Origin of the sequence: Aeromonas sp. SG16 (genome assembly GCF_024436135.1) — a bacterium.
Classification (GTDB): Bacteria; Pseudomonadota; Gammaproteobacteria; order Enterobacterales; family Aeromonadaceae; genus Aeromonas; species Aeromonas jandaei.
In genome coordinates, this window is record NZ_JANFNW010000001.1 from 290226 (window position 1) to 308071 (window position 17846).

The 17846-nt window shown below is 60.4% G+C and carries 16 protein-coding genes; 8 read left to right on the forward strand and 8 right to left on the reverse strand.

Features of this window, described 5'->3' with window-relative positions:
• The first annotated feature begins 1 nt into the window (after window position 1).
• From NOM67_RS01415 to maiA, 7 genes are all read left to right on the forward strand, one after another.
• Window positions 2-694 carry an ABC transporter permease gene (locus tag NOM67_RS01415; protein ID WP_005337302.1) on the forward strand — a complete coding sequence of 231 codons (693 nt, stop codon included), beginning with the start codon at window positions 2-4 and terminating at the stop codon, window positions 692-694.
• Window positions 695-869: 175 nt separating this feature from the next.
• The gene (locus NOM67_RS01420) at window positions 870-1529 is read left to right on the forward strand and encodes a TIGR01621 family pseudouridine synthase (RefSeq protein ID WP_106842986.1); all 660 of its coding nucleotides are present in this window, start codon (window positions 870-872) and stop codon (window positions 1527-1529) included.
• Window positions 1529-2224 carry an HAD family hydrolase gene (locus NOM67_RS01425; protein WP_255933250.1) on the forward strand — a complete coding sequence of 232 codons (696 nt, stop codon included), beginning with the start codon at window positions 1529-1531 and terminating at the stop codon, window positions 2222-2224. Before NOM67_RS01420 ends, NOM67_RS01425 begins: the two co-directional genes overlap by 1 nt.
• Window positions 2225-2448: 224 nt before the next feature.
• On the forward strand, window positions 2449-3585 hold the full coding sequence (hppD, locus tag NOM67_RS01430) for a 4-hydroxyphenylpyruvate dioxygenase (protein WP_255933252.1): 1137 nt from the start codon (window positions 2449-2451) through the stop codon (window positions 3583-3585).
• Window positions 3578-4729, forward strand: a complete 1152-nt coding sequence (locus NOM67_RS01435; RefSeq protein ID WP_255933254.1) for a homogentisate 1,2-dioxygenase — start codon at window positions 3578-3580, stop codon at window positions 4727-4729. The genes hppD and NOM67_RS01435 overlap by 8 nt, the downstream gene beginning before the upstream one ends.
• A 10-nt stretch (window positions 4730-4739) precedes the next feature.
• Window positions 4740-5735 carry a fumarylacetoacetate hydrolase family protein gene (locus NOM67_RS01440; protein WP_156852023.1) on the forward strand — a complete coding sequence of 332 codons (996 nt, stop codon included), beginning with the start codon at window positions 4740-4742 and terminating at the stop codon, window positions 5733-5735.
• A 69-nt stretch (window positions 5736-5804) separates the two neighbouring features.
• Window positions 5805-6443, forward strand: a complete 639-nt coding sequence (maiA, locus tag NOM67_RS01445) for a maleylacetoacetate isomerase (protein WP_198037914.1) — start codon at window positions 5805-5807, stop codon at window positions 6441-6443.
• A 175-nt stretch (window positions 6444-6618) separates the two neighbouring features.
• Here maiA and NOM67_RS01450 read toward each other — a convergent pair whose 3' ends face one another.
• The 5 genes from NOM67_RS01450 to NOM67_RS01470 form a co-directional block, all read right to left on the reverse strand.
• On the reverse strand, window positions 6619-7287 hold the full coding sequence (locus NOM67_RS01450) for an ATP-dependent Clp protease proteolytic subunit (protein ID WP_156852021.1): 669 nt from the start codon (window positions 7285-7287) through the stop codon (window positions 6619-6621).
• Between the two features lie 359 nt (window positions 7288-7646).
• Window positions 7647-9311 (reverse strand): asparagine synthase B, encoded by a 1665-nt coding sequence (gene asnB / locus NOM67_RS01455; RefSeq protein WP_058056656.1) that lies wholly within the window; start codon window positions 9309-9311, stop codon window positions 7647-7649.
• A 192-nt stretch (window positions 9312-9503) separates the two neighbouring features.
• Window positions 9504-9872, reverse strand: coding sequence for a cupin domain-containing protein (locus tag NOM67_RS01460; RefSeq protein WP_255933259.1), 369 nt, complete (start codon window positions 9870-9872; stop codon window positions 9504-9506).
• Between the two features lie 129 nt (window positions 9873-10001).
• A complete protein-coding gene (locus NOM67_RS01465; RefSeq protein WP_124242768.1) occupies window positions 10002-11576 on the reverse strand; it encodes a cation:proton antiporter family protein in 1575 nt (524 codons plus the stop codon).
• 51 nt (window positions 11577-11627) lie between these two features.
• Entirely contained in the window at window positions 11628-12374 is a 747-nt protein-coding gene (locus tag NOM67_RS01470) for an HAD-IIA family hydrolase (protein ID WP_033115984.1), read from the reverse strand.
• A 198-nt stretch (window positions 12375-12572) separates the two neighbouring features.
• On the opposite strand from NOM67_RS01470, the gene NOM67_RS01475 reads away from it, so the two are divergent.
• Window positions 12573-13607, forward strand: a complete 1035-nt coding sequence (locus tag NOM67_RS01475) for an adenosine deaminase (RefSeq protein ID WP_255933262.1) — start codon at window positions 12573-12575, stop codon at window positions 13605-13607.
• 113 nt (window positions 13608-13720) lie between these two features.
• Here NOM67_RS01475 and NOM67_RS01480 read toward each other — a convergent pair whose 3' ends face one another.
• The 3 genes from NOM67_RS01480 to NOM67_RS01490 all read right to left on the reverse strand — a co-directional run bounded on the left by NOM67_RS01480 (window position 13721) and on the right by NOM67_RS01490 (window position 17754).
• A complete protein-coding gene (locus NOM67_RS01480) occupies window positions 13721-14707 on the reverse strand; it encodes a zinc-binding dehydrogenase (RefSeq protein ID WP_255933264.1) in 987 nt (328 codons plus the stop codon).
• A gap of 159 nt (window positions 14708-14866) precedes the next feature.
• On the reverse strand, window positions 14867-15976 hold the full coding sequence (locus NOM67_RS01485) for an alkene reductase (RefSeq protein ID WP_255933266.1): 1110 nt from the start codon (window positions 15974-15976) through the stop codon (window positions 14867-14869).
• A gap of 242 nt (window positions 15977-16218) precedes the next feature.
• Window positions 16219-17754, reverse strand: coding sequence for a TerC family protein (locus tag NOM67_RS01490; protein WP_071911441.1), 1536 nt, complete (start codon window positions 17752-17754; stop codon window positions 16219-16221).
• Window positions 17755-17846: the final 92 nt, after the last annotated feature.

Below are 17846 nucleotides of genomic sequence, written 5' to 3' on the forward strand. Positions count from 1 at the left end.
AATGGATTTCTCAATCATTCTCAAAGAGTGGCCCACCTACTGGGAGGGGCTCTATACCACCGTCTGGCTGGTGGCTCTCTCTCTGATCCTTGGGTTGATGCTGGCGGTGCCCATGGGCATCCTGCGCAATAGCCGCAACTGGCTGATCAAGGGGCCAATCTGGGCCTATATCTACTTCTTTCGCGGCACCCCGCTGCTGGTGCAGCTCTTTATCATCTACTACGGCGCCGCCCAGTGGGAGTGGCTGAAGAACAGTGCCGCCTGGTCGCTCTTCTCCGAAGCCTGGTTCTGTGCGCTGCTGGCCTTCACCCTCAATACCGCCGCCTATACCGCCGAGATCGTGCGCGGGGCGGTACACAATATGCCGCGCGGCCAGATTGAGGCTGCCAACGCCTTTGGCATGACCCGCTGGCAGACCCTGACCCGGATCATTTTGCCCAACTCGTTTCGTCGGGCACTGCCGGCTTACAGCAACGAGGTGATCTTCATGCTGCAGGGTTCGGCGGTGGCGGGCATCATCACCATCGTCGATCTGACCGGCGCGGCGCGGATCATCAACTCTCGCTACTACAGTCCGTTCGAGGCGTTTTTGACCGCAGGGCTGCTCTATATGCTGCTCACCTTTGTCATCGTCTGGCTGTTCAAGAAGTGGGAAGCGCGCTGGCACGCCCACCTGCGCCCGCGCAATGTGTAAGGGTTGAGCTGCCAAGATGAGCGAAAATGGCTCCGCCTGTTGCAGGCGGGGCCATTTTTTATCTTCATCGTCTGCCGCCCGGTTTGCCAAATGGCGGACGAGCAGGGAGAATGCAGCACTCCCGAGCGCCGCCAGCCGCTGGCTGTGAGCCTTATTCCCCAGTTCCCGAGGTTTTATGTACCGGATATTGTTTGAGCATCCCGCTTTCCTGGTTATCGACAAGCAGCCCGGCATCGGCATGCACGACGAGAAGGGCGACGGGGAGGCGGTCAATCCGGGGCTGGTCAATCGCGTGAAGGCCGATACCGGGCTCACCCTCTATCCGGTACACCGGCTCGACAAGATGACCTCCGGTCTGGTGCTGCTGGCCCGCACCACAGAGGCGAATCGCGAGCTGAGCATGGCCTTTGCGGCCCGTGAGGTGAGCAAACAGTATCTGGCGCTCTCCGATCGCAAACCCAAGAAGAAGCAGGGCTGGGTGAAAGGGGATATGCAAAAGGGGCGCGGCGGCAGCTGGATGCTGGCGCGCACGCTGGATAATCCTGCCATCAGCTGGTTTGATTCGGTGTCGGTGCGCGAGGGGCTGCGGCTCTATCGCATCAAGCCCCAGACCGGCAAGACCCACCAGATCCGGGTTGCCCTCAAAAGCATCGGTGCCCCCATTCTCGGGGATGAGCGCTATGGCGGTACGTCAGCCGATCGCGGCTATCTGCACGCTTGGCGGCTCAATTTCACCCTGGCGGGCGAGCCTTTCGACTTTGTCTGTCCGCCCGATGTGGGGAGTGAATTTGTCACTCCCGAGCTCACGGCAGCCATCGCAGCCCTTGCGCCCTGATGTTTATGCGCCCAGCGTCTGACGCCATTATCCATTCAGCGAAAGAGCGTGATCCTGACGGACGTGCGCCGCGCTGGATCCTGGCCGACTTTGACGACACATTGGCCCCCGGCGACAGCCACGCCGGTCTGCTGCGCTATATCCTGCGCCGCCGGATCTGGCCGCTGCTGCTGTTGCCGGTGATTGCGCTGGGTGGCTTGGTCTATTTGTTGCCCAGCCAGCGGCGGCGCGGTATCTCCCTTATCTGGTGGGCCATCACGTTGGGGCTTTCCCCTTTGGGCTGGCGCAAGCTGGTGCGTGCCTATTGCAGCACCAGGCCGGGGTTGTATCGTCAAGCTCGCGAATTGCTGCAAAGCGAGGGGGCGCGCTGCTGGGTGATCTCCGCTAGTCCCTGCGCTCTGGTGCGAGCTCAGCTCTATCAGCAACTGCCCGGCCAGTTGCCCCACCGGATCATTGGCTCGCAGATGCACTACCGTTTTGGCGGCCTGATGCCGCGCTTCTATTGCCACGGCCAGCACAAGCTGCTGCCGGAGATTTGCGCCCTCGATGCCGAGCTGGCGCTTAGCGACAGCCTGCACGATCTGCCGCTGCTGGGGTTGGGGAAAGAGGCGTGGCTGATCAATCCGACGCCCACGCGACTGCAAAAAGCCCGGGCCCGCTTGCCCCATCTGCTGGTCAAAAACTGGCAACTGTAAGCCAAAGCTGACAGCCACGAGGGTCGTTACCGTTTGATCCGCAAGGTTGTGGCTTAGATGTCACAATCCATTTACATCTTTTGCTGCCAGCTGCGAAAAACTATCTGCAACCCGCCTCTTCTCTTCCTGCTACGCCCTGCTTCTAATGAAACAAGTTGTTAACACTTGCCGCGCCGCTGGGCGCTGCAATCCGTTTTAACCGAATCAAGAGCAAGGAGCGCCCGATGAATGCCACCTCTTCCGCCACCCATACCATCAATCCGTTAGGCACTGACGGTTTCGAGTTCGTCGAGTACACGGCCCCCGATGCCAAGGGGATTGCCGCCCTCAAGAGCCTGTTTGTTTCGCTCGGGTTTGCCGAGGTCGCCAAGCACAAACACAAGCAGTGCTGGCTCTACCGGCAGGGGGATATCAACTTCGTGGTCAATGCCGAGCCCCACTCCCAGGCGGAGCAGTTTGCCAGCCTGCATGGGCCGAGCGTTTGCGGCATGGCGTTTCGGGTGAGTGATGCGGGCAAGGCACAGCAGTTCGCCATCGCCAAGGGGGCCAAGCCCTTTGTCGGCAAGATTGGCCCCATGGAGCTCAATATTCCCGCCATCTACGGTATCGGCGAGAGCACCCTCTCTTTCGTTGACCGCTATGGCGACAAGGGCTCCATCTATGACGTGGATTTTGTCTTCTACCCCGACTGGCAGGCCCGGATGGCGGAGGTGGATGCCGGTCTCATCGAAATCGATCACCTGACCCACAACGTCCATCGCGGCAATATGGATGTCTGGTCCAACTTCTACGAGCGGATCGGCAACTTCCGTGAAATTCGCTACTTCGATATCGAAGGCAAGCTGACCGGGCTGCATTCGCGCGCCATGACTGCCCCCTGCGGCAAGATCCGCATCCCCATCAACGAGTCGGCGGATGACAAGTCGCAGATCGAGGAGTACCTGCGCCAGTACAAGGGGGAGGGGATCCAGCACATCGCACTCTCCTCGGCCGACATCTACCACACCATCCGTACCCTGCGCAGCCGCGGCACCGGCTTTATGCCGACCCCGGATACCTACTACGAGAAGGTGAACGGTCGGGTCGAGGGGCATCAGGAGGATCTGGCGGCCCTGAAAGAGCTGCGCATCCTCATCGACGGCTCCCCCACCAAGGATGGCATCCTGCTGCAGATCTTTACCGATACCGTGATAGGCCCGGTCTTCTTCGAGATCATTCAGCGCAAGGGCAACGAAGGGTTTGGCGAGGGCAATTTCAAGGCGCTCTTTGAATCGATCGAGCTGGACCAGATCCGCCGCGGCGTGCTGGATGGCGGTGAGGATGAGAAGGGTGCCCGCAAAGAGGGAACGAGCAATGCGTAACTGGATTAACTTTCCCCACCGGGAGGGAACCCACTCCCGACAGGCTCATGCCGACCTGCCTGAACAGGCCATCTATGAGCGCGAGCTGGGGCGCAGTGGCTTTTTCGGCCCCGCCACCCACATGCACCACAAGCATGCCCCCACCGACTGGAGCAGTTGGGAGGGGCCGCTGCGACCACGACTGTTTGACCTCAATGCTTTGCAGGAAGAGGTGAGCTCCCTCTCCCCCTGGGTGGCCCCCGATATTCTCAGCAACCCTCACTGCCGCTACCGAGTCTGGCGGCTCTCCGAGGCGATGCCGTTTCTGGTGCGCAACGCCGACGGCGACGAGCTGCTCTTTATCCACGAGGGGGGCGGCGAGTTCTTCTGCGACTACGGTCACCTGACTCTGCGGGACGGCGACTACGTGGTGATCCCCCGTGGCACCATGTGGCGCATCGAGCCGACAGCGCCCCTGTTCATCCTGATGATCGAGGCGACCAACGACAGCTACCAGCTGCCAGACAAGGGACTGGTGGGCAATCACGCCATCTTCGACCCGACTGCGCTTGATGTGCCCGCCATCAACGAACGCTTTTTGGCCCAGCAGGATGAGAATCCCTGGTCGCTGCAGGTGAAGCGCCATGATCAGGTGTCGGTCATCACCTGGCCGTTCAACCCGCTGGATGCGCAAGGGTGGCACGGGGACTTGTGCGTGGTGCGCCTCAACTGGCGGGATATCCGCCCGCTGATGAGCCACCGCTACCATCTGCCGCCGTCGGCCCATTCGACCTTTGTGGCGAGCCGCTTCGTGATCTGTACCTTCGTGCCGCGCCCCATCGAGAGTGACCCCGGCGCCCTCAAGGTGCCCTTCTATCACAGCAATGACGATTACGACGAAGTGCTCTTCTACCATGCAGGGGACTTCTTTAGCCGGGACAATATCGAGCGGGGTATGGTCACCTTCCATCCCGCCGGTTTCACCCACGGCCCCCATCCCAAGGCGTTTGCGGCAGGGCAGGTCTATGCCAAGAAGTTCACCGACGAGGTGGCGGTGATGCTAGACACCCGCGATGCGCTGAACGTCGGCAGCCTCTGTGAAGGGATCGAGAACACCCGGTATGTCTCCAGCTGGCAGCGCCCGGACGCTGCTGCCGGCAAATAAGGAATCGCTTATGAAATTGGCAACATTGAACAATGGCAAGCGCGATGGCGCTTTGGTGGTGGTGAGCCGGGATCTGGCCCGGGCGGTGCGGGTGAGCGAGATTGCTTCCACCCTGCAGGCCGCCCTCGATGAGTGGGCCGAGGTTGCCCCCAGGCTGGAGGCTGTCTATCAGCAGCTTAACGAGGGCCGTGTGACCGAGGCATTCCCCTTTGACGAAGCGTCTTGCCTTTCTCCGCTGCCGCGCGCCTTTCAGTGGGCCGATGGCAGCGCCTACGTCAACCATGTGGAGCTGGTGCGCAAGGCCCGCGGCGCCGAGATGCCCGAAAGCTTCTGGCACGATCCGTTGATGTATCAGGGGGGCTCCGACAGTTTTCTCGCCCCCCGTGGGCCTATCGTGATGGGTTCGGAGGAGTGGGGGATCGATTTCGAGTCGGAGGTGGCCATCATCACCGACGATGTGCCGATGGGGGTGAGTGCGCAGGGGGCCGCCAGCCACGTCAAATTGCTGATGCTGGTCAACGATGTGAGCCTGCGTAACCTCATTCCGGGCGAGCTTGCCAAGGGCTTTGGCTTCTTCCAGTCCAAACCGTCCAGCGCCTTCTCGCCGGTGGCCATTACCCCGGATGAGCTGGGGGATGACTGGCGCGATGGCAAAGTGCATCTGCCGCTTCTGACCCACCTCAACGGTGCGCTGTTCGGTGCGCCAGAAGCCGGGGTGGACATGACCTTCAACTTCTTCGAGCTGATTGCCCATGCGGCCAAGACCCGCCCCCTTGGTGCGGGCTGCATCATCGGCTCCGGCACCGTCTCCAACTACGATCGCAGCGCCGGCTCATCCTGCATCGCCGAGCGGCGCATGCTGGAAATTCTTGATTGTGATCAAGCTATAACCCCCTATATGAAATTTGGTGATAGAGTGGCCATCACCATGCTGGATCGCCATGGCAAGAGTCTGTTTGGCACACTCTCCCAGCAAGTGGTGCAGGGTGGCCGCCAGACAGAGTGATGATCCCCGAGAGATGGGGGGCCGACAGGGGGCGAGGCTGCCTGTCGGCTGACAAAAGAAGGACGAAGTATGTTGCAGTTGTTTGGCTACTGGCGCTCGTCAGCCAGTTTTCGGGTGCGGATCGTGTTGCAGCTCAAGGGACTGGATTATGAGCAGCACCCGATCAATTTGCGGCAGGGGGAGCAGAGCGAGAAGAGTTACAAACGGATCAACCCGCAGGGGCTGGTGCCCTTTCTGGTGGATGGCGATGTGCAGATCGGTCAATCGGTCGCCATCATGGAGTACCTTGACGAAACCTATCCCGCCCACCCCCTGATGCCCTCGGCCCCCGAGGCACGCGCCAAGGTGCGCCAGATAGTCAACATGATTGCCTGCGACACTCACCCCCTCAACAACTTGCGGGTGCTCAACTATCTGGAGACACACTTCAGGGTGGGCAAGGAGCACGAGGCGGTATGGTATCGCCACTGGATTGACGAGACCTTCACCGCCCTCGAACAGTTGCTGATGACTACCGCCGGTATCTACTGCGTCGGCAACGAGGTCACTCTGGCGGATTGCATGCTGGTACCCCAGGTCTACAACGCCCGCCGTTACGAGATGACGCTGGACGCTTATCCGACCATCAACCGCATCGTCGCCAACTGCGAACAGTTGCAGGCCTTTATCAAGGCGGCCCCTGCCAACCAGCCGGATGCACAACCCTGAGCGCGCGATGCAGCATTTTGATGGCTAAAGCAGCAAATACTCATTGAGCAAGTGAGACGACTGGCTCACTCACGAAATATGTTCGCGCTGTTGCCAAAACTCAGCTTGTTTTGTGAACTGCCATGGCAGCCCTTCCTGTGTGTTGGAATGGCTGCCATGGCGGGATTTTCATCAATTAGTTCTGCATATCCGTGATGTAATAGGTCACGGGATATGTTGTCTGTTTTTTCATGTCCTGATTCACGAGCCCTACTTTTTTGGCATTTTCAATGTTGTAGGTTGCACGTCGACTCTCAGACGAGGTGATGGCCTTTAGCTCCTCTGCCGGAATTTTGGTGCAGGAGGAGTAAATGGTGCGAAAGAGCGAGTTGTATTTTTCAGCGTCGTCCAAAATACGCTGTGCCTGATCCGGCTTCAGGTAATCATTGATTTCATTTGCCGCGGCAGCAGGATGAAGTAAGAAAGATGCCATTGGCATGGCATAACGCTCATTCGATGCACAGTAAATTATAGTTGCAGAAGAGGCGACATTTGATGCGTTAATCATATTCAGCTTCGTCGGGTTTTTACGCAACGCCTCGTAGGCCATATACCCGGAGTCCATATCACCGCCCCCGCTATTGAGATATATGTCTATATTTTGAATGTTGCGATAATTGCCGTTGATTTCATCAACAGAGGATAACAGCCAGGCCACTGTCTGCGGGTCTATGCCTGCATTGAAGTAGATGGCTGCCTTATCTACATCTGTGTCATTGACCGTATTTCCCTTGATGAAAAAAATGTTGGCGTGCACATGTAGCGGTAATGCCAGAGCAAGCAAAATTAGTTTTTTTCTCAACATAGATACCTCATTGATAATATATTCAGGGACACATGGTTGCTGACAATATCACTATTTCAAATATCGGCATCTGAAAAATGAAATGCTGTTAATTGATACCTGCATTAATACAGTCTCGGCTACCCTGATTTCACCTCCACATGACGAATGCCATAGTGCCAGTTATGTAGCAGGGGAATACCCTATCCCATTCTTCGATACGTGGTGCTCTGCCCGAGCCTATGCTCACTTTCAACGTCGGTTTTATGGGCCATGTTCTGATCGTCGGTTTACTCTATTTACCATAAGAAGAAGCCCTTCACCGTGGTGAAGGGCTTTTTGCTATCTGGCGTTAGCCGCTGGGGTCGCCCCGCTCTGGCTTAGTAGCCCTGCTGGTGCACATCCATTACTGCGCGGCCAGACGGGTCGGCCATCTCCTTGAACTTGGCATCCCACTCCAGCGCGGTGGGGGTGGAGCAGGCGACCGACTTGCCGTAGGGCACGGTGCGGGCGGCAGCCTCCAGCGGGAAGTGCTCGTCGAAGATGGCGCGGTAGAAGTAGGCCTCCTTGGTGAGCGGGGTGTTGATGGGGAAGCGGAATGCGGCCGCCTCGAACATCTGATCCGTCACTTCGGTCTCGACCATCGCCTTCAGGCTGTCGATCCACGAATAGCCTACGCCGTCGGAGAACTGCTCCTTCTGGCGCCATGCCACTTCGTGGGGCAGCAGATCCTCGAATGCTTCGCGCAGGATGTGCTTCTCGATCTTGCCCTTGCCGCACATCTTGTCGGCAGGCTGCAGGCGCATCGCCACGTCCATGAACTCCTTGTCGAGGAAGGGCACGCGACCCTCCACCCCCCAGGCGGCCATCGACTTGTTGGCGCGCAGGCAGTCATAGAGGTGCAGTGAGGCGAGCTTGCGCACGTTCTCTTCGTGGAACTCTTTAGCGTTGGGCGCCTTGTGGAAGTAGAGGTAGCCACCGAACAGCTCGTCGGAGCCTTCGCCAGAGAGCACCATCTTGATCCCCATCGCCTTGATGTAACGGGCCATCAGATACATGGGCGTGGAGGCGCGGATGGTGGTGACGTCATAGGTCTCGAGGTGATAGATGACGTCGCGCAGGGCATCCAGACCCTCCTGCACGGTGAAGTGGATCTGGTGGTGGATGGTGCCGAGGTGATCGGCCACTTTACGGGCGGCGGCGAGATCCGGCGACCCTTCCAGCCCCACGGCGAAGGAGTGCAGTTGTGGCCACCAGGCTTCGCTCTTGCCATCGTCCTCGATGCGGCGCGCCGCATAGAGCTTGGTAATGGCGGAGATAACGGAGGAGTCCAGCCCGCCGGAGAGCAGCACGCCATAGGGCACGTCGCACATCAGCTGGCGCTTGACAGCTGCTTCCAGCGCCGCTTTCAGCTCGGCCTTGTCGCTGACGTTGTGCTCGACCGCGCTGTATTCCATCCAGTCACGCTTGTACCACTGTTTGAGCTCGCCATCCTTGCTCCACAGGTAGTGTCCCGGCGGGAAGGTTTCGACGCTCTTGCAGACCGGCACCAGCGCCTTCATTTCGGAGGCGACATAGAAGTTGCCGTGCTCGTCGCGGCCGGTATAGAGGGGAATGATCCCCATGTGGTCGCGACCAATCAGGTAGGCATCCTGTTCGGCGTCATAAAGAATGAAGGCAAAGATGCCGTTGAGATCGTCGAGAAACGCCGGGCCCTTCTCCTTGTAGAGAGCAAGCAGCACTTCACAGTCAGATTTGGTCTGGAACTGGAAATCGACCTTGAGGGTCTTTTCCAGCTCTTTGTGGTTGTAGATCTCGCCGTTGACCGCCAGCACATGGGTGCGCTCGGGGTTGTAGAGCGGCTGGGCGCCATTGCCCGGGTCGACGATGGCCAGACGCTCGTGCACCAGAATGGCTTTGTCTGAGCTGTAGACGCCGGACCAGTCAGGCCCGCGGTGACGCAGTCGCTTGGACATCTCCAGCGCCGATTTGCGCAGGGCTACTGCATCGGACTTGATATCCAGAATGCCGAAAATTGAACACATTGGCGGTAATCCTCTTGATTTTTATATGAGCCCCCCACGTTTGGGCTCGAAATTCCATTTACATTCCTCGTCAGACACAATGCCTAGCGGAAAAACCTTTTGCAAGCGGGAAAACCGCAGAAAATCATGCCGTAAGCGTCAAGCGGATCAACAGGATAAGGGCTGCTGCAACGGGGCAGGGTGACGTGAACGTCAAGTCGAGGCGGGTTCGAAGATGACGTAGACCTTGCGACAGGGGGTGAGGGTCTCCCACTCTCCGACAAAACCGGCGGGAATGACGAATTGATCGCCGGGTTTGAGGGCCAGCTGGCCGCCCAGACTGTCGTGGATCACCACATCCCCCTCCAGCAGCTGGCAATACTCGTGCTCGGTGTAGTGGATGGCCCAGCGGCCCGGCTCGCAAGCCCAGAAGCCGATGTGAAACTGCTGGCTGGGGTCGGAGTAGTGGTTCCACACCGTCTGACTCGGGTTGCCCGCTTTAATGCGCTCGGGGGCAGGCATCAGCGGGGTGGGGGCCGCCTCATGGCGGTCGAGCAAAATCCAGTCGTTGAGGGTCTTCATGGTGCCTCCCTGGCAATGGGGATATAAAAGCGGGGCCATCCCGGCCCCGCGTTTGTTCGTTTTATTAAACGAGGTTGTGCATAACTTAAACGATGCGCACTCCCTTGCCAAGGGCCGCTAGCCGCAGGATCAGAGCGGTTGCAAACGGCGGATCACATGGCGGGCAAAGCCGCTGCCCGCTTCGTTGTAGACGTTGAACACTGCATCCACCCCCTGCTCCTTGAGGGAGGCGATATCATCCTCGAAGCGGACGATGGCGGCTATCTTGCCGGCAAAGCCGTGGCTGCGCAGCTTCTCGATAGCGTAGAGGTTACCCGAGTGGTGGGGCATCGCCAGCAGCACCAGATTGACCTGATTGGAGAGCAGCACCTTGTCCCAGAAGTCGGTATCGGTGGCATCCCCCTCGATGACGTTCATCCCCTGGGCACGCAGGGTAGGCAGCTTCTCGCTGTCGTTCTCCACCCCGAGGATGACGTTGCCGTACTTGTTCTCCAGCTCGAAGTAGGCCCCCTGACCGATCCGCCCCATGCCGAGGATGATCACCTCCGCATCGCCAAGCTCAATGGGTCTGTCTTCCGGATGGAGGTTGCTCGCCTGCAACCCCTTGAGCCAGTGACCGATACGGTGGTAGATGCGCTCACTCTGGGCATTGAGCGGAGCGGAGATCATAAAGCTTGCCGCCAGCGCCAGAGAAACCGCCACCAGCCACTCGTAGGAGAGCCAGCCTGCCTTGGCTGCGATGGCGGCGACGATCAGGCCAAACTCCGAGAAGTTGGTGAGCGCCAGGGTGGAGAGCAGGGCGGTGCGCACCCGCAGGTGAGCGCCGCTGTAGACCAGATAATAGAGGGCGCTTTTGAGCGGCAGGGCCAGCACCAGCGCCAGCGCCAGCAACATGGTGTCGTGGGTTGGCAGACCGTTGAGGCCGATGGTGAGGAAGAAGCAGATAAGAAACAGGTCTTTGAGGTTGAAGAGCGCCTTGGCAAGGCCTGCTGCGGCAGGATGGGAGGCGAGCATCATGCCGATGATCAGCGCCCCGAGATCCGGCTTGAGGCCGACCACTTCAAACCCGGCCGCCCCCACCACCAGCGCCAGAAAGACCCCGAACAGCACCTGCAACTCGCCGTGACCGGCCCGCTCCAAGAGCTTGAACAGCAGCGGGCGCAGCAGCGGCAGCCCCAGTACCCAGAGCGCCCAGATGCTGGGCCACTTGCCGCTGGAGAAGGCCAGAAACGCCACCGCGAACACATCCTGCATCACCAGCACGCCGATGGCGATGCGGGCGTAGAGGGCATTCATGTCGCTGCGCTCTTCCAGCACCTTGACCGCAAAGACGGTGCTGGAGAAGGAGAGGGCAAAGCCCAGCAGCAGTGCCAGCTTCCAGTCCAGCGACAGGGCCAGCACCAGCCCGAGCCCCTTGCAGACCAGCAGCACCACGGTAAAGAGCAGGGTGGAGAGCAGCAGATGCAGGCTGGTGGTGCCCCACACATCGCGTCGCATCAGGGTCTTGATATTGAGCTTGAGACCGATGGTGAACAGCAGCAGGGTGACGCCGAGATCGGCGATCTCGTTGAGGGCCGGGGTGTTGTGATAGCCCATGCCATTGAGGATAAAACCGGCGGCCAGAAAGCCGAGCAGAGGGGGCAGGCCAATCAGATTGACCAGCATGCCGCAGCCAAAGGCCACGGCGATGAGAATGGGTTCCATAACAGGTCCAGCTGGGGCAGGGGAGACCTGCCCTGTTTAAATCCTTGGGTATCAGACGATATCGATGTCGACCACGGAGTCGAAGATGTGGTTCGGCCGAAACGGCATGCGGTCGATATCGGCGACCTTGCTCACCCCGGAGAGCACCAGCACCGTCTCGAGGCCTGCCTGAAAGCCCGCCAGAATGTCGGTGCGCAGGTTGTCGCCGATGATGATGGTGTCGTCGGAGTGGGCCTCCATCCGGTTGAGCGCCGCGCGGATGATCCAGGCGCTCGGCTTGCCGACATAGAACGGCTTCTTGCCGGTCATCCGCTCGATGGGGGCGCACAGAGCGCCGCAGGCCGGGTGCATCATGGGGCCGTGGGTATCGGGGTTGGTGGCGATAAAACGGGCCCCCTGATCGACGAACTTGGCCCCCTGCTGGATCATGGTCCAGTTGTAGTTGCGGGTCTCGCCCACCACCACGAAGTCGGGGTCGATATCGGTGATGGTAAAGCCGGCCTTGTAGAGCTCGTGGGTCAGCGCCCCTTCACCGATCACATAGGCCTTCTTGCCATCCTGACGTTTGAGAAAGTCGGCGGTGCCCATGGCGGAGGTGTAGAAGCACTCCTCCGGCACCTCGATCCCGGCGGAGCGGAAGCGATTTTGCAGATCTTTCTGGGTCTGGGCCGGGTAGTTGGTCAGAAACAGCAGCTTGCTGCCCTGCTCCAGCAGGCGATGGACGAAGCGGTCGGCGCCGGGAATGAGATCGTTGTTGTGCAGGATGACACCGTCGATGTCACAGATGACGTTCTTCATGAAAACTCCTTGTCAGGGCGCAGACGAGCTGCCAATCGGTAAGACGTTCAATCATTTATGATTTTTGTGACGCCATTATAAATCTGTTTGATGACAAGTCTCCCCTGTCTTGCAACTTGAGCGCACAATAAGCATGAAGTCGGGGCAATCGTGTGGAGGGGTTGCCCCCGGGATCTGGTCGCTGATGGAGCCGTCGCCATGGATAACCCTATTGCCGAACACTTTATAGCCGAATTGCCCAAGCTGGAGCTGCACCTTCACATTGAGGGCACCCTCGAACCCGAGCTGATGTTCGAGCTTGGCAAACGCAACAATGTGCCGCTGCCCTGGCCCGACGTGGCCAGCGTGCGCGCCGCCTATGACTTTGACTGCCTGCAATCCTTTCTCGACCTCTACTATCGCGGTGCCAGTGTGCTGGTGACCGAGCAGGACTTCTTCGACCTCACCTGGGCCTATCTTGAGCGGTGCGCCGCCGACAAGGTGGTGCATGTGGAGATCTTCTTCGACCCGCAGACCCACACTGCCCGCGGTATCCCCTTTGTTACCGTGCTCGGCGGCATCGAGCGGGCGCTGCAGCGCGGGGAGCAGGAGTTTGGCATCAGCTGGCGCCTTATCATGAGCTTTTTGCGCCACCTGAGCGAAGAGGAGGCGTTCGTCACCTTGGCAGAGGCCATGCCCTTCCTGTCACGGATCCACGGCATCGGCCTCGACTCGGGGGAGAAGGGCAATCCGCCCAGCAAATTTGCCCGTATTTTTGCCAAATGCCGCGAGCTGGGGCTGCCGGTGGTGGCCCATGCGGGCGAAGAGGGGCCTGCCGACTATATCTGGCAAGCGATCAACGAGCTGCAGGTGCAGCGCATCGATCACGGGGTGCGCTCGGCCGACGATCCCGAGCTGCTCCGTTATCTGGCCGATACCCGGTTGCCGCTCACCGTCTGCCCCCTCTCCAACACCCGGCTCAAGGTGTTTGACCAGATGGCCCACCACAATGTGCTGCGGCTGCTGGAGCAGGGGATCTGCGTCACCATCAATTCCGACGATCCCGCCTACTTCGGTGGTTACATGGGGGCCAACTTTGCGGCGCTGGCGGACGATCTCGGCGCCACTGCGGATCAGCTTTGCCGCCTCTCGCTCAATGCAGTGGAGGCGAGCTGGCTGAGCTTGGCCGACAAAGCGCGGCTGACCCGTGACATCCGCACTCATGCCGCCCGCCACGGGGTGCAGCTGCACTGAGTCAGGCATCAATGCCGTCGATATGAAATGTAGTTGATTTAAAAAGAGGCTCGCCATCACTGGCGGGCCTCTTTCGTTTCAATGGTCGGTGTGATTATCGGGGAAGGTCAGCGCTATGCCACTCGCACCAGAAACTTCTCGCCCTGTCCTTCGCGCTTGAAGCGCTCGAGCAGGGTAGGCAGTGTCTCAAAGTTGCCAACTACCAGCGGCGGCAGGGTCAGCTCGCCGCTCGCCATCTGCTCCATCATGTTGACACCGGCGGCGACCAGTCGGCTCCACTGTTTGTCCGAGCCAAAGGCGTGCTGGGCTCCCAGCGCAATCTCGTGCAACGAGTGGCAGTGGGCAAAGGCGGGCAGCGGGTTGTGCGGAATGCGCCCCAGCACAGTCACCATATGACCGTAGTAGCCAAGGGCAGGCAGCAGGCTCTCTGCCTGTTGGCTGGAGACCAGATCGATGATCCCCTCGAACGGCTCGTTGCCGTTGGCGGCCTGCAAGGTGGCCAGCCAGTCTGGTTCCCGATAGTCGGCCACCCCCTGCACCCCGAGCTGTTTGAGCCAGGGATGATGACGTGGACTGGCGCTGGCAAATACCCGCGCTCCTTGCTGGAGGGCGAGCTGCACCGCAAAGCGGCCGACACTGCTGCCGGCGCCGGTGATGAGCAGCGCTTCCCCGTGCAGGCGCGGCAGCTTGGCCAGCGCCTGCCAGGCGGTGAGACCGGGACAGGGCAGGGCGGCTGCCGCCTCGTCGCTCAGGGCATCGGGTACCGGCAGCAGGGCGCGTGCCGGCACCCGGGTATGACGGGCAAAGCTGCCGTGGTGGCGCAGATCGGTGTGGTAGGCGACCCGGGCACCGAGGCGCAGATGGCTGACGTTGGCGCCGAGCGCCACGATAGTGCCCATGCCATCGACGCCGGGCACCTGACCATCCTGCCAGTGGGAGTGACCATATTCGATCAGCTTCCAGTCCACCGGATTGAAGGCGATGACCCGGTTGGCCACCAGTACCTCATCGGGGCCAAGGGGAGAGAGCGGGAGGTCGGCGAGGGTGAGCTGATCCGGTTCACCCGGGGCATGCCAGCACCAGGCTTGGGTGTGATTCATGATGACTCCTTGCGAAACAGTGGGGAGAGCTTGATGAGATTATTGCAACAGCAAGACAGTTAAACTTCCACTGTCGCAATAGCGCAACAATACGGCAGGCCCCAACCTGTGGGGCCTGCTTATCGTGGTCTGTTGGCCATTGGCAAGCAACGGCCGGTTTTATGCGTCATCGGCCTGATAGGTCGGGTAGTCGGTCAGTCCCTTCTCGCCGCCGCCAAACAGGGTGGCCGGATCGTGGGGGGCCAGCGGATAGCCGTGGCGCAGCCGCTCCGGCAGATCCGGGTTGGCGACGAAGGGACGGCCAAAGCCAATCATGTCGGCCCAGCCCGCCTTGAGGGCGGCGCGCGCCCGCTCGCCGTCATATTTGCCGGCATAGATCAGGGTGTTGGGGAAGGCATCGCGCAGACCCTGCTTGAAGTTCTCCGGCATCAGGGGGGCATCGTCCCAGTCCGCTTCGGCGATGTGCAGGTAGACCACGTTGAGCTGGCCCAGCAGGCGGGCGGCGGCCAGATAGGTCTCCTGCGGGTTGGCATCGACGGTGCCGTTAAGGGTGGTGAGCGGCGCAAGACGTACCCCGACCCGGTCAGCGCCGATCTCGCTGCAGACCGCTTCGGTCACCTCTTTGAGGAAGCGCAGCCGGTTCTCCAGCGAACCGCCGTAGCCGTCGGTGCGGGCGTTGGACTCGGAGTCGAGGAACTGGTTGATGAGGTAGCCGTTGGCGGCGTGCAGCTCGATGCCGTCAAAACCGGCGCTGATGGCATTGCGAGCCGCCTGACGGAACTGGCCCACTACCGCATCGATATCGGCTTGGGTCATGGCGCGCGGGGTGACGGTCTCGACAAAACCGGGGGCATCGCTGCCGTTATCGACAAACACCTTGACGCCGACCGCGGGCAGGGCCGAGGCCGAGATGGGCTGGGCGCCGCCGATGTTGTCCGGATGAGTGACCCGACCGACGTGCCAGAGTTGGGCGAAGATGGTGCCATGTTGGGCGTGAACGGCGTCGGTCACCAGCTTCCAGCCGGCGATCTGATCGGCGCTGTAGATGCCCGGCGTCCAGGCGTAGCCCTTGCCCATGGGATCGATCTGGGTGCCCTCGCTGATGATAAGGCCGGCACTGGCACGCTGGGCGTAGTAGCTGGCCATCATGGCGTTGGCCACATCACCGGGCTGACTGGCGCGGGAGCGGGTCATGGGGGGCATGACGATGCGGTTGGCAAGGTGCAGCTGACCCAGTCGCTGCGGGCAAAACAGGTGATCGTGGCTCATCTTGAGTTCCTCATGGTGGGATTGAGGCTGACTCTAGCCGCCAATAGCGTTGCAACAAAGAGGGGTAATTGCACCATTGAATTGCACTGCATGCAGCAATCGCGACTGGCAGCGGATGAACGTCGCGCCGGATGGCTGGCGGGGTCGAGCGGGCGCTGCAATCGGTGCATCACATGCAAATGCAAGGCGAATAAAAAAAGAGGGCTCACAGGCCCTCTTCTTATGGTTGCGTTGCGGCACGATTAGCCGGCGACCGGCATCACCCGCACCCGCTCGATGCGCCGCTCGCTCACCTCCAGCACCTCGAAGTTGAGTGCCTGCAGTTGCAGCTGCTGGCCCGGGGTGGGCAGGGTGCCGAAGTGGGAGAGCAGCATGCCGGCCAGGGTCACGTACTCGTCGCTTTCGCTCACCAGCCCCTCGTGCTCCAGCACCTGCTCCACATGGTGGATGTTGGTGCTGCCATTGATGAGCCACCCTTCGCCATCGCGGATCATGTCGGGGGTTTCGTCTTCATCCGGCAGTTCGCCGACAATCGCCTCCAGCAGGTCGTGGGTGGTGACCAGACCCTGGATCACGCCGAACTCGTCGGCCACCAGAATGAGGCTCCCCTTCGCCTTGCGCAGCTCCGCCAGCAGCTTAATCACGTTGATGGTCTGCGGCACGATAATGGGGTCGTTCTGCTTGGCCAGTGCGCTTAAGGATTGCCCTTCGTTGAGGGCAAACAGCAGGTCGCGCGCCTTGACCACCCCGATCACCTCGTCCAGATCCCCGTCACAGACCGGGAACAGGCTGTGGGGTTCGCGCTGCAGCAGGATGCGGATATCCTCGCTGGAGTCGTTGATATCGATCCAGGCCATCTCGGAGCGCGGCGTCATGATGGTGCGGATGGAGCGCTCGGCCAGCGACAGCACGCCGGTCACCATGTAGCGCTCCTCCTCGCCAAAGCTCACCGGCGCGGCGGCCGGGGCATCCAGATCGTCATCCGGTCGGTCCTGATACGCCTTGCTCCCCATCAGCTTGAAGATGGCGGCGGTGGTACGCTCGCGCAGCGGCTGTTTGGCTTCGTGGCGCATGGCGCTGTGCTGGGCCAGCTGGTTGAAAAACTCGATCAGCACCGAGAAGCCGATGGCCGCGTAGAGGTAACCCTTCGGAATATGGAAGCCGAAGCCCTCCGCCACCAGGCTGAAACCGATCATCAGCAGGAAGCTCAGGCAGAGCACCACCACGGTCGGATGGGCGTTGACGAAGCGGGTCAGCGGCTTGGAGGCGAGCACCATCACCACCATGGCGATGGTCACGGCGGCCATCATCACGCCGAGGTGTTCCACCATGCCGACGGCGGTGATGATGGAGTCCAGCGAGAAGACAGCATCCAGCACCAGAATTTGGGCGATCACCACGCCGAAGCTGGCGTAGGCGCCGACCGGGCCATCATCGTGAGGTTTGGCCTCCAGCCGTTCGTGCAGCTCGGAGGTGGCCTTGAACAGCAGGAAGATACCGCCCCCCATCAGGATGAGATCGCGACCGGAGAAGGGGTGATCCCAGATATGCAAAATGGGGGTGGTGAGGGTGACCAGCCACGACATCACGCTCAAGAGCACCAGCCGCATCAGCAGGGCGAGGCCAAGGCCGAGTACGCGCGCCTTGTCCCGCTGGGCGGGGGGCAGCTTTTTCACCAGAATGGCGATGAAGACCAGGTTGTCGATCCCGAGCACGATCTCGAGAATGATCAGGGTAAAAAGACCGATCCAGATGTGGGGATCCAGCAGCAATTCCATTATGTGACCTCAAAAAAACAGACAGAGCGAACAGTGAACAGGGCTAGCGAAAGCCGCAGCGACTGCAAGGCAATGGCGTTATTCAGAGGCGC

Excerpts from the sequence above, each read along its gene's own strand:
- NOM67_RS01480 (WP_255933264.1), bottom strand. The coding sequence starts at position 14,707 with ATGAATCACACCCAAGCCTGGTGCTGGCATGCCCCGGGTGAACCGGAT.
- NOM67_RS01440 (WP_156852023.1), top strand. The coding sequence starts at position 4,740 with ATGAAATTGGCAACATTGAACAATGGCAAGCGCGATGGCGCTTTGGTG.
- NOM67_RS01420 (WP_106842986.1), top strand. The coding sequence starts at position 870 with ATGTACCGGATATTGTTTGAGCATCCCGCTTTCCTGGTTATCGACAAG.
- NOM67_RS01490 (WP_071911441.1), bottom strand. The coding sequence starts at position 17,754 with ATGGAATTGCTGCTGGATCCCCACATCTGGATCGGTCTTTTTACCCTG.
- hppD (WP_255933252.1), top strand. The coding sequence starts at position 2,449 with ATGAATGCCACCTCTTCCGCCACCCATACCATCAATCCGTTAGGCACT.
- NOM67_RS01465 (WP_124242768.1), bottom strand. The coding sequence starts at position 11,576 with ATGGAACCCATTCTCATCGCCGTGGCCTTTGGCTGCGGCATGCTGGTC.
- NOM67_RS01470 (WP_033115984.1), bottom strand. The coding sequence starts at position 12,374 with ATGAAGAACGTCATCTGTGACATCGACGGTGTCATCCTGCACAACAAC.
- asnB (WP_058056656.1), bottom strand. The coding sequence starts at position 9,311 with ATGTGTTCAATTTTCGGCATTCTGGATATCAAGTCCGATGCAGTAGCC.
- NOM67_RS01450 (WP_156852021.1), bottom strand. The coding sequence starts at position 7,287 with ATGTTGAGAAAAAAACTAATTTTGCTTGCTCTGGCATTACCGCTACAT.
- NOM67_RS01425 (WP_255933250.1), top strand. The coding sequence starts at position 1,529 with ATGTTTATGCGCCCAGCGTCTGACGCCATTATCCATTCAGCGAAAGAG.
- NOM67_RS01475 (WP_255933262.1), top strand. The coding sequence starts at position 12,573 with ATGGATAACCCTATTGCCGAACACTTTATAGCCGAATTGCCCAAGCTG.
- NOM67_RS01460 (WP_255933259.1), bottom strand. The coding sequence starts at position 9,872 with ATGAAGACCCTCAACGACTGGATTTTGCTCGACCGCCATGAGGCGGCC.
- NOM67_RS01485 (WP_255933266.1), bottom strand. The coding sequence starts at position 15,976 with ATGAGCCACGATCACCTGTTTTGCCCGCAGCGACTGGGTCAGCTGCAC.
- NOM67_RS01435 (WP_255933254.1), top strand. The coding sequence starts at position 3,578 with ATGCGTAACTGGATTAACTTTCCCCACCGGGAGGGAACCCACTCCCGA.
- maiA (WP_198037914.1), top strand. The coding sequence starts at position 5,805 with ATGTTGCAGTTGTTTGGCTACTGGCGCTCGTCAGCCAGTTTTCGGGTG.
- NOM67_RS01415 (WP_005337302.1), top strand. The coding sequence starts at position 2 with ATGGATTTCTCAATCATTCTCAAAGAGTGGCCCACCTACTGGGAGGGG.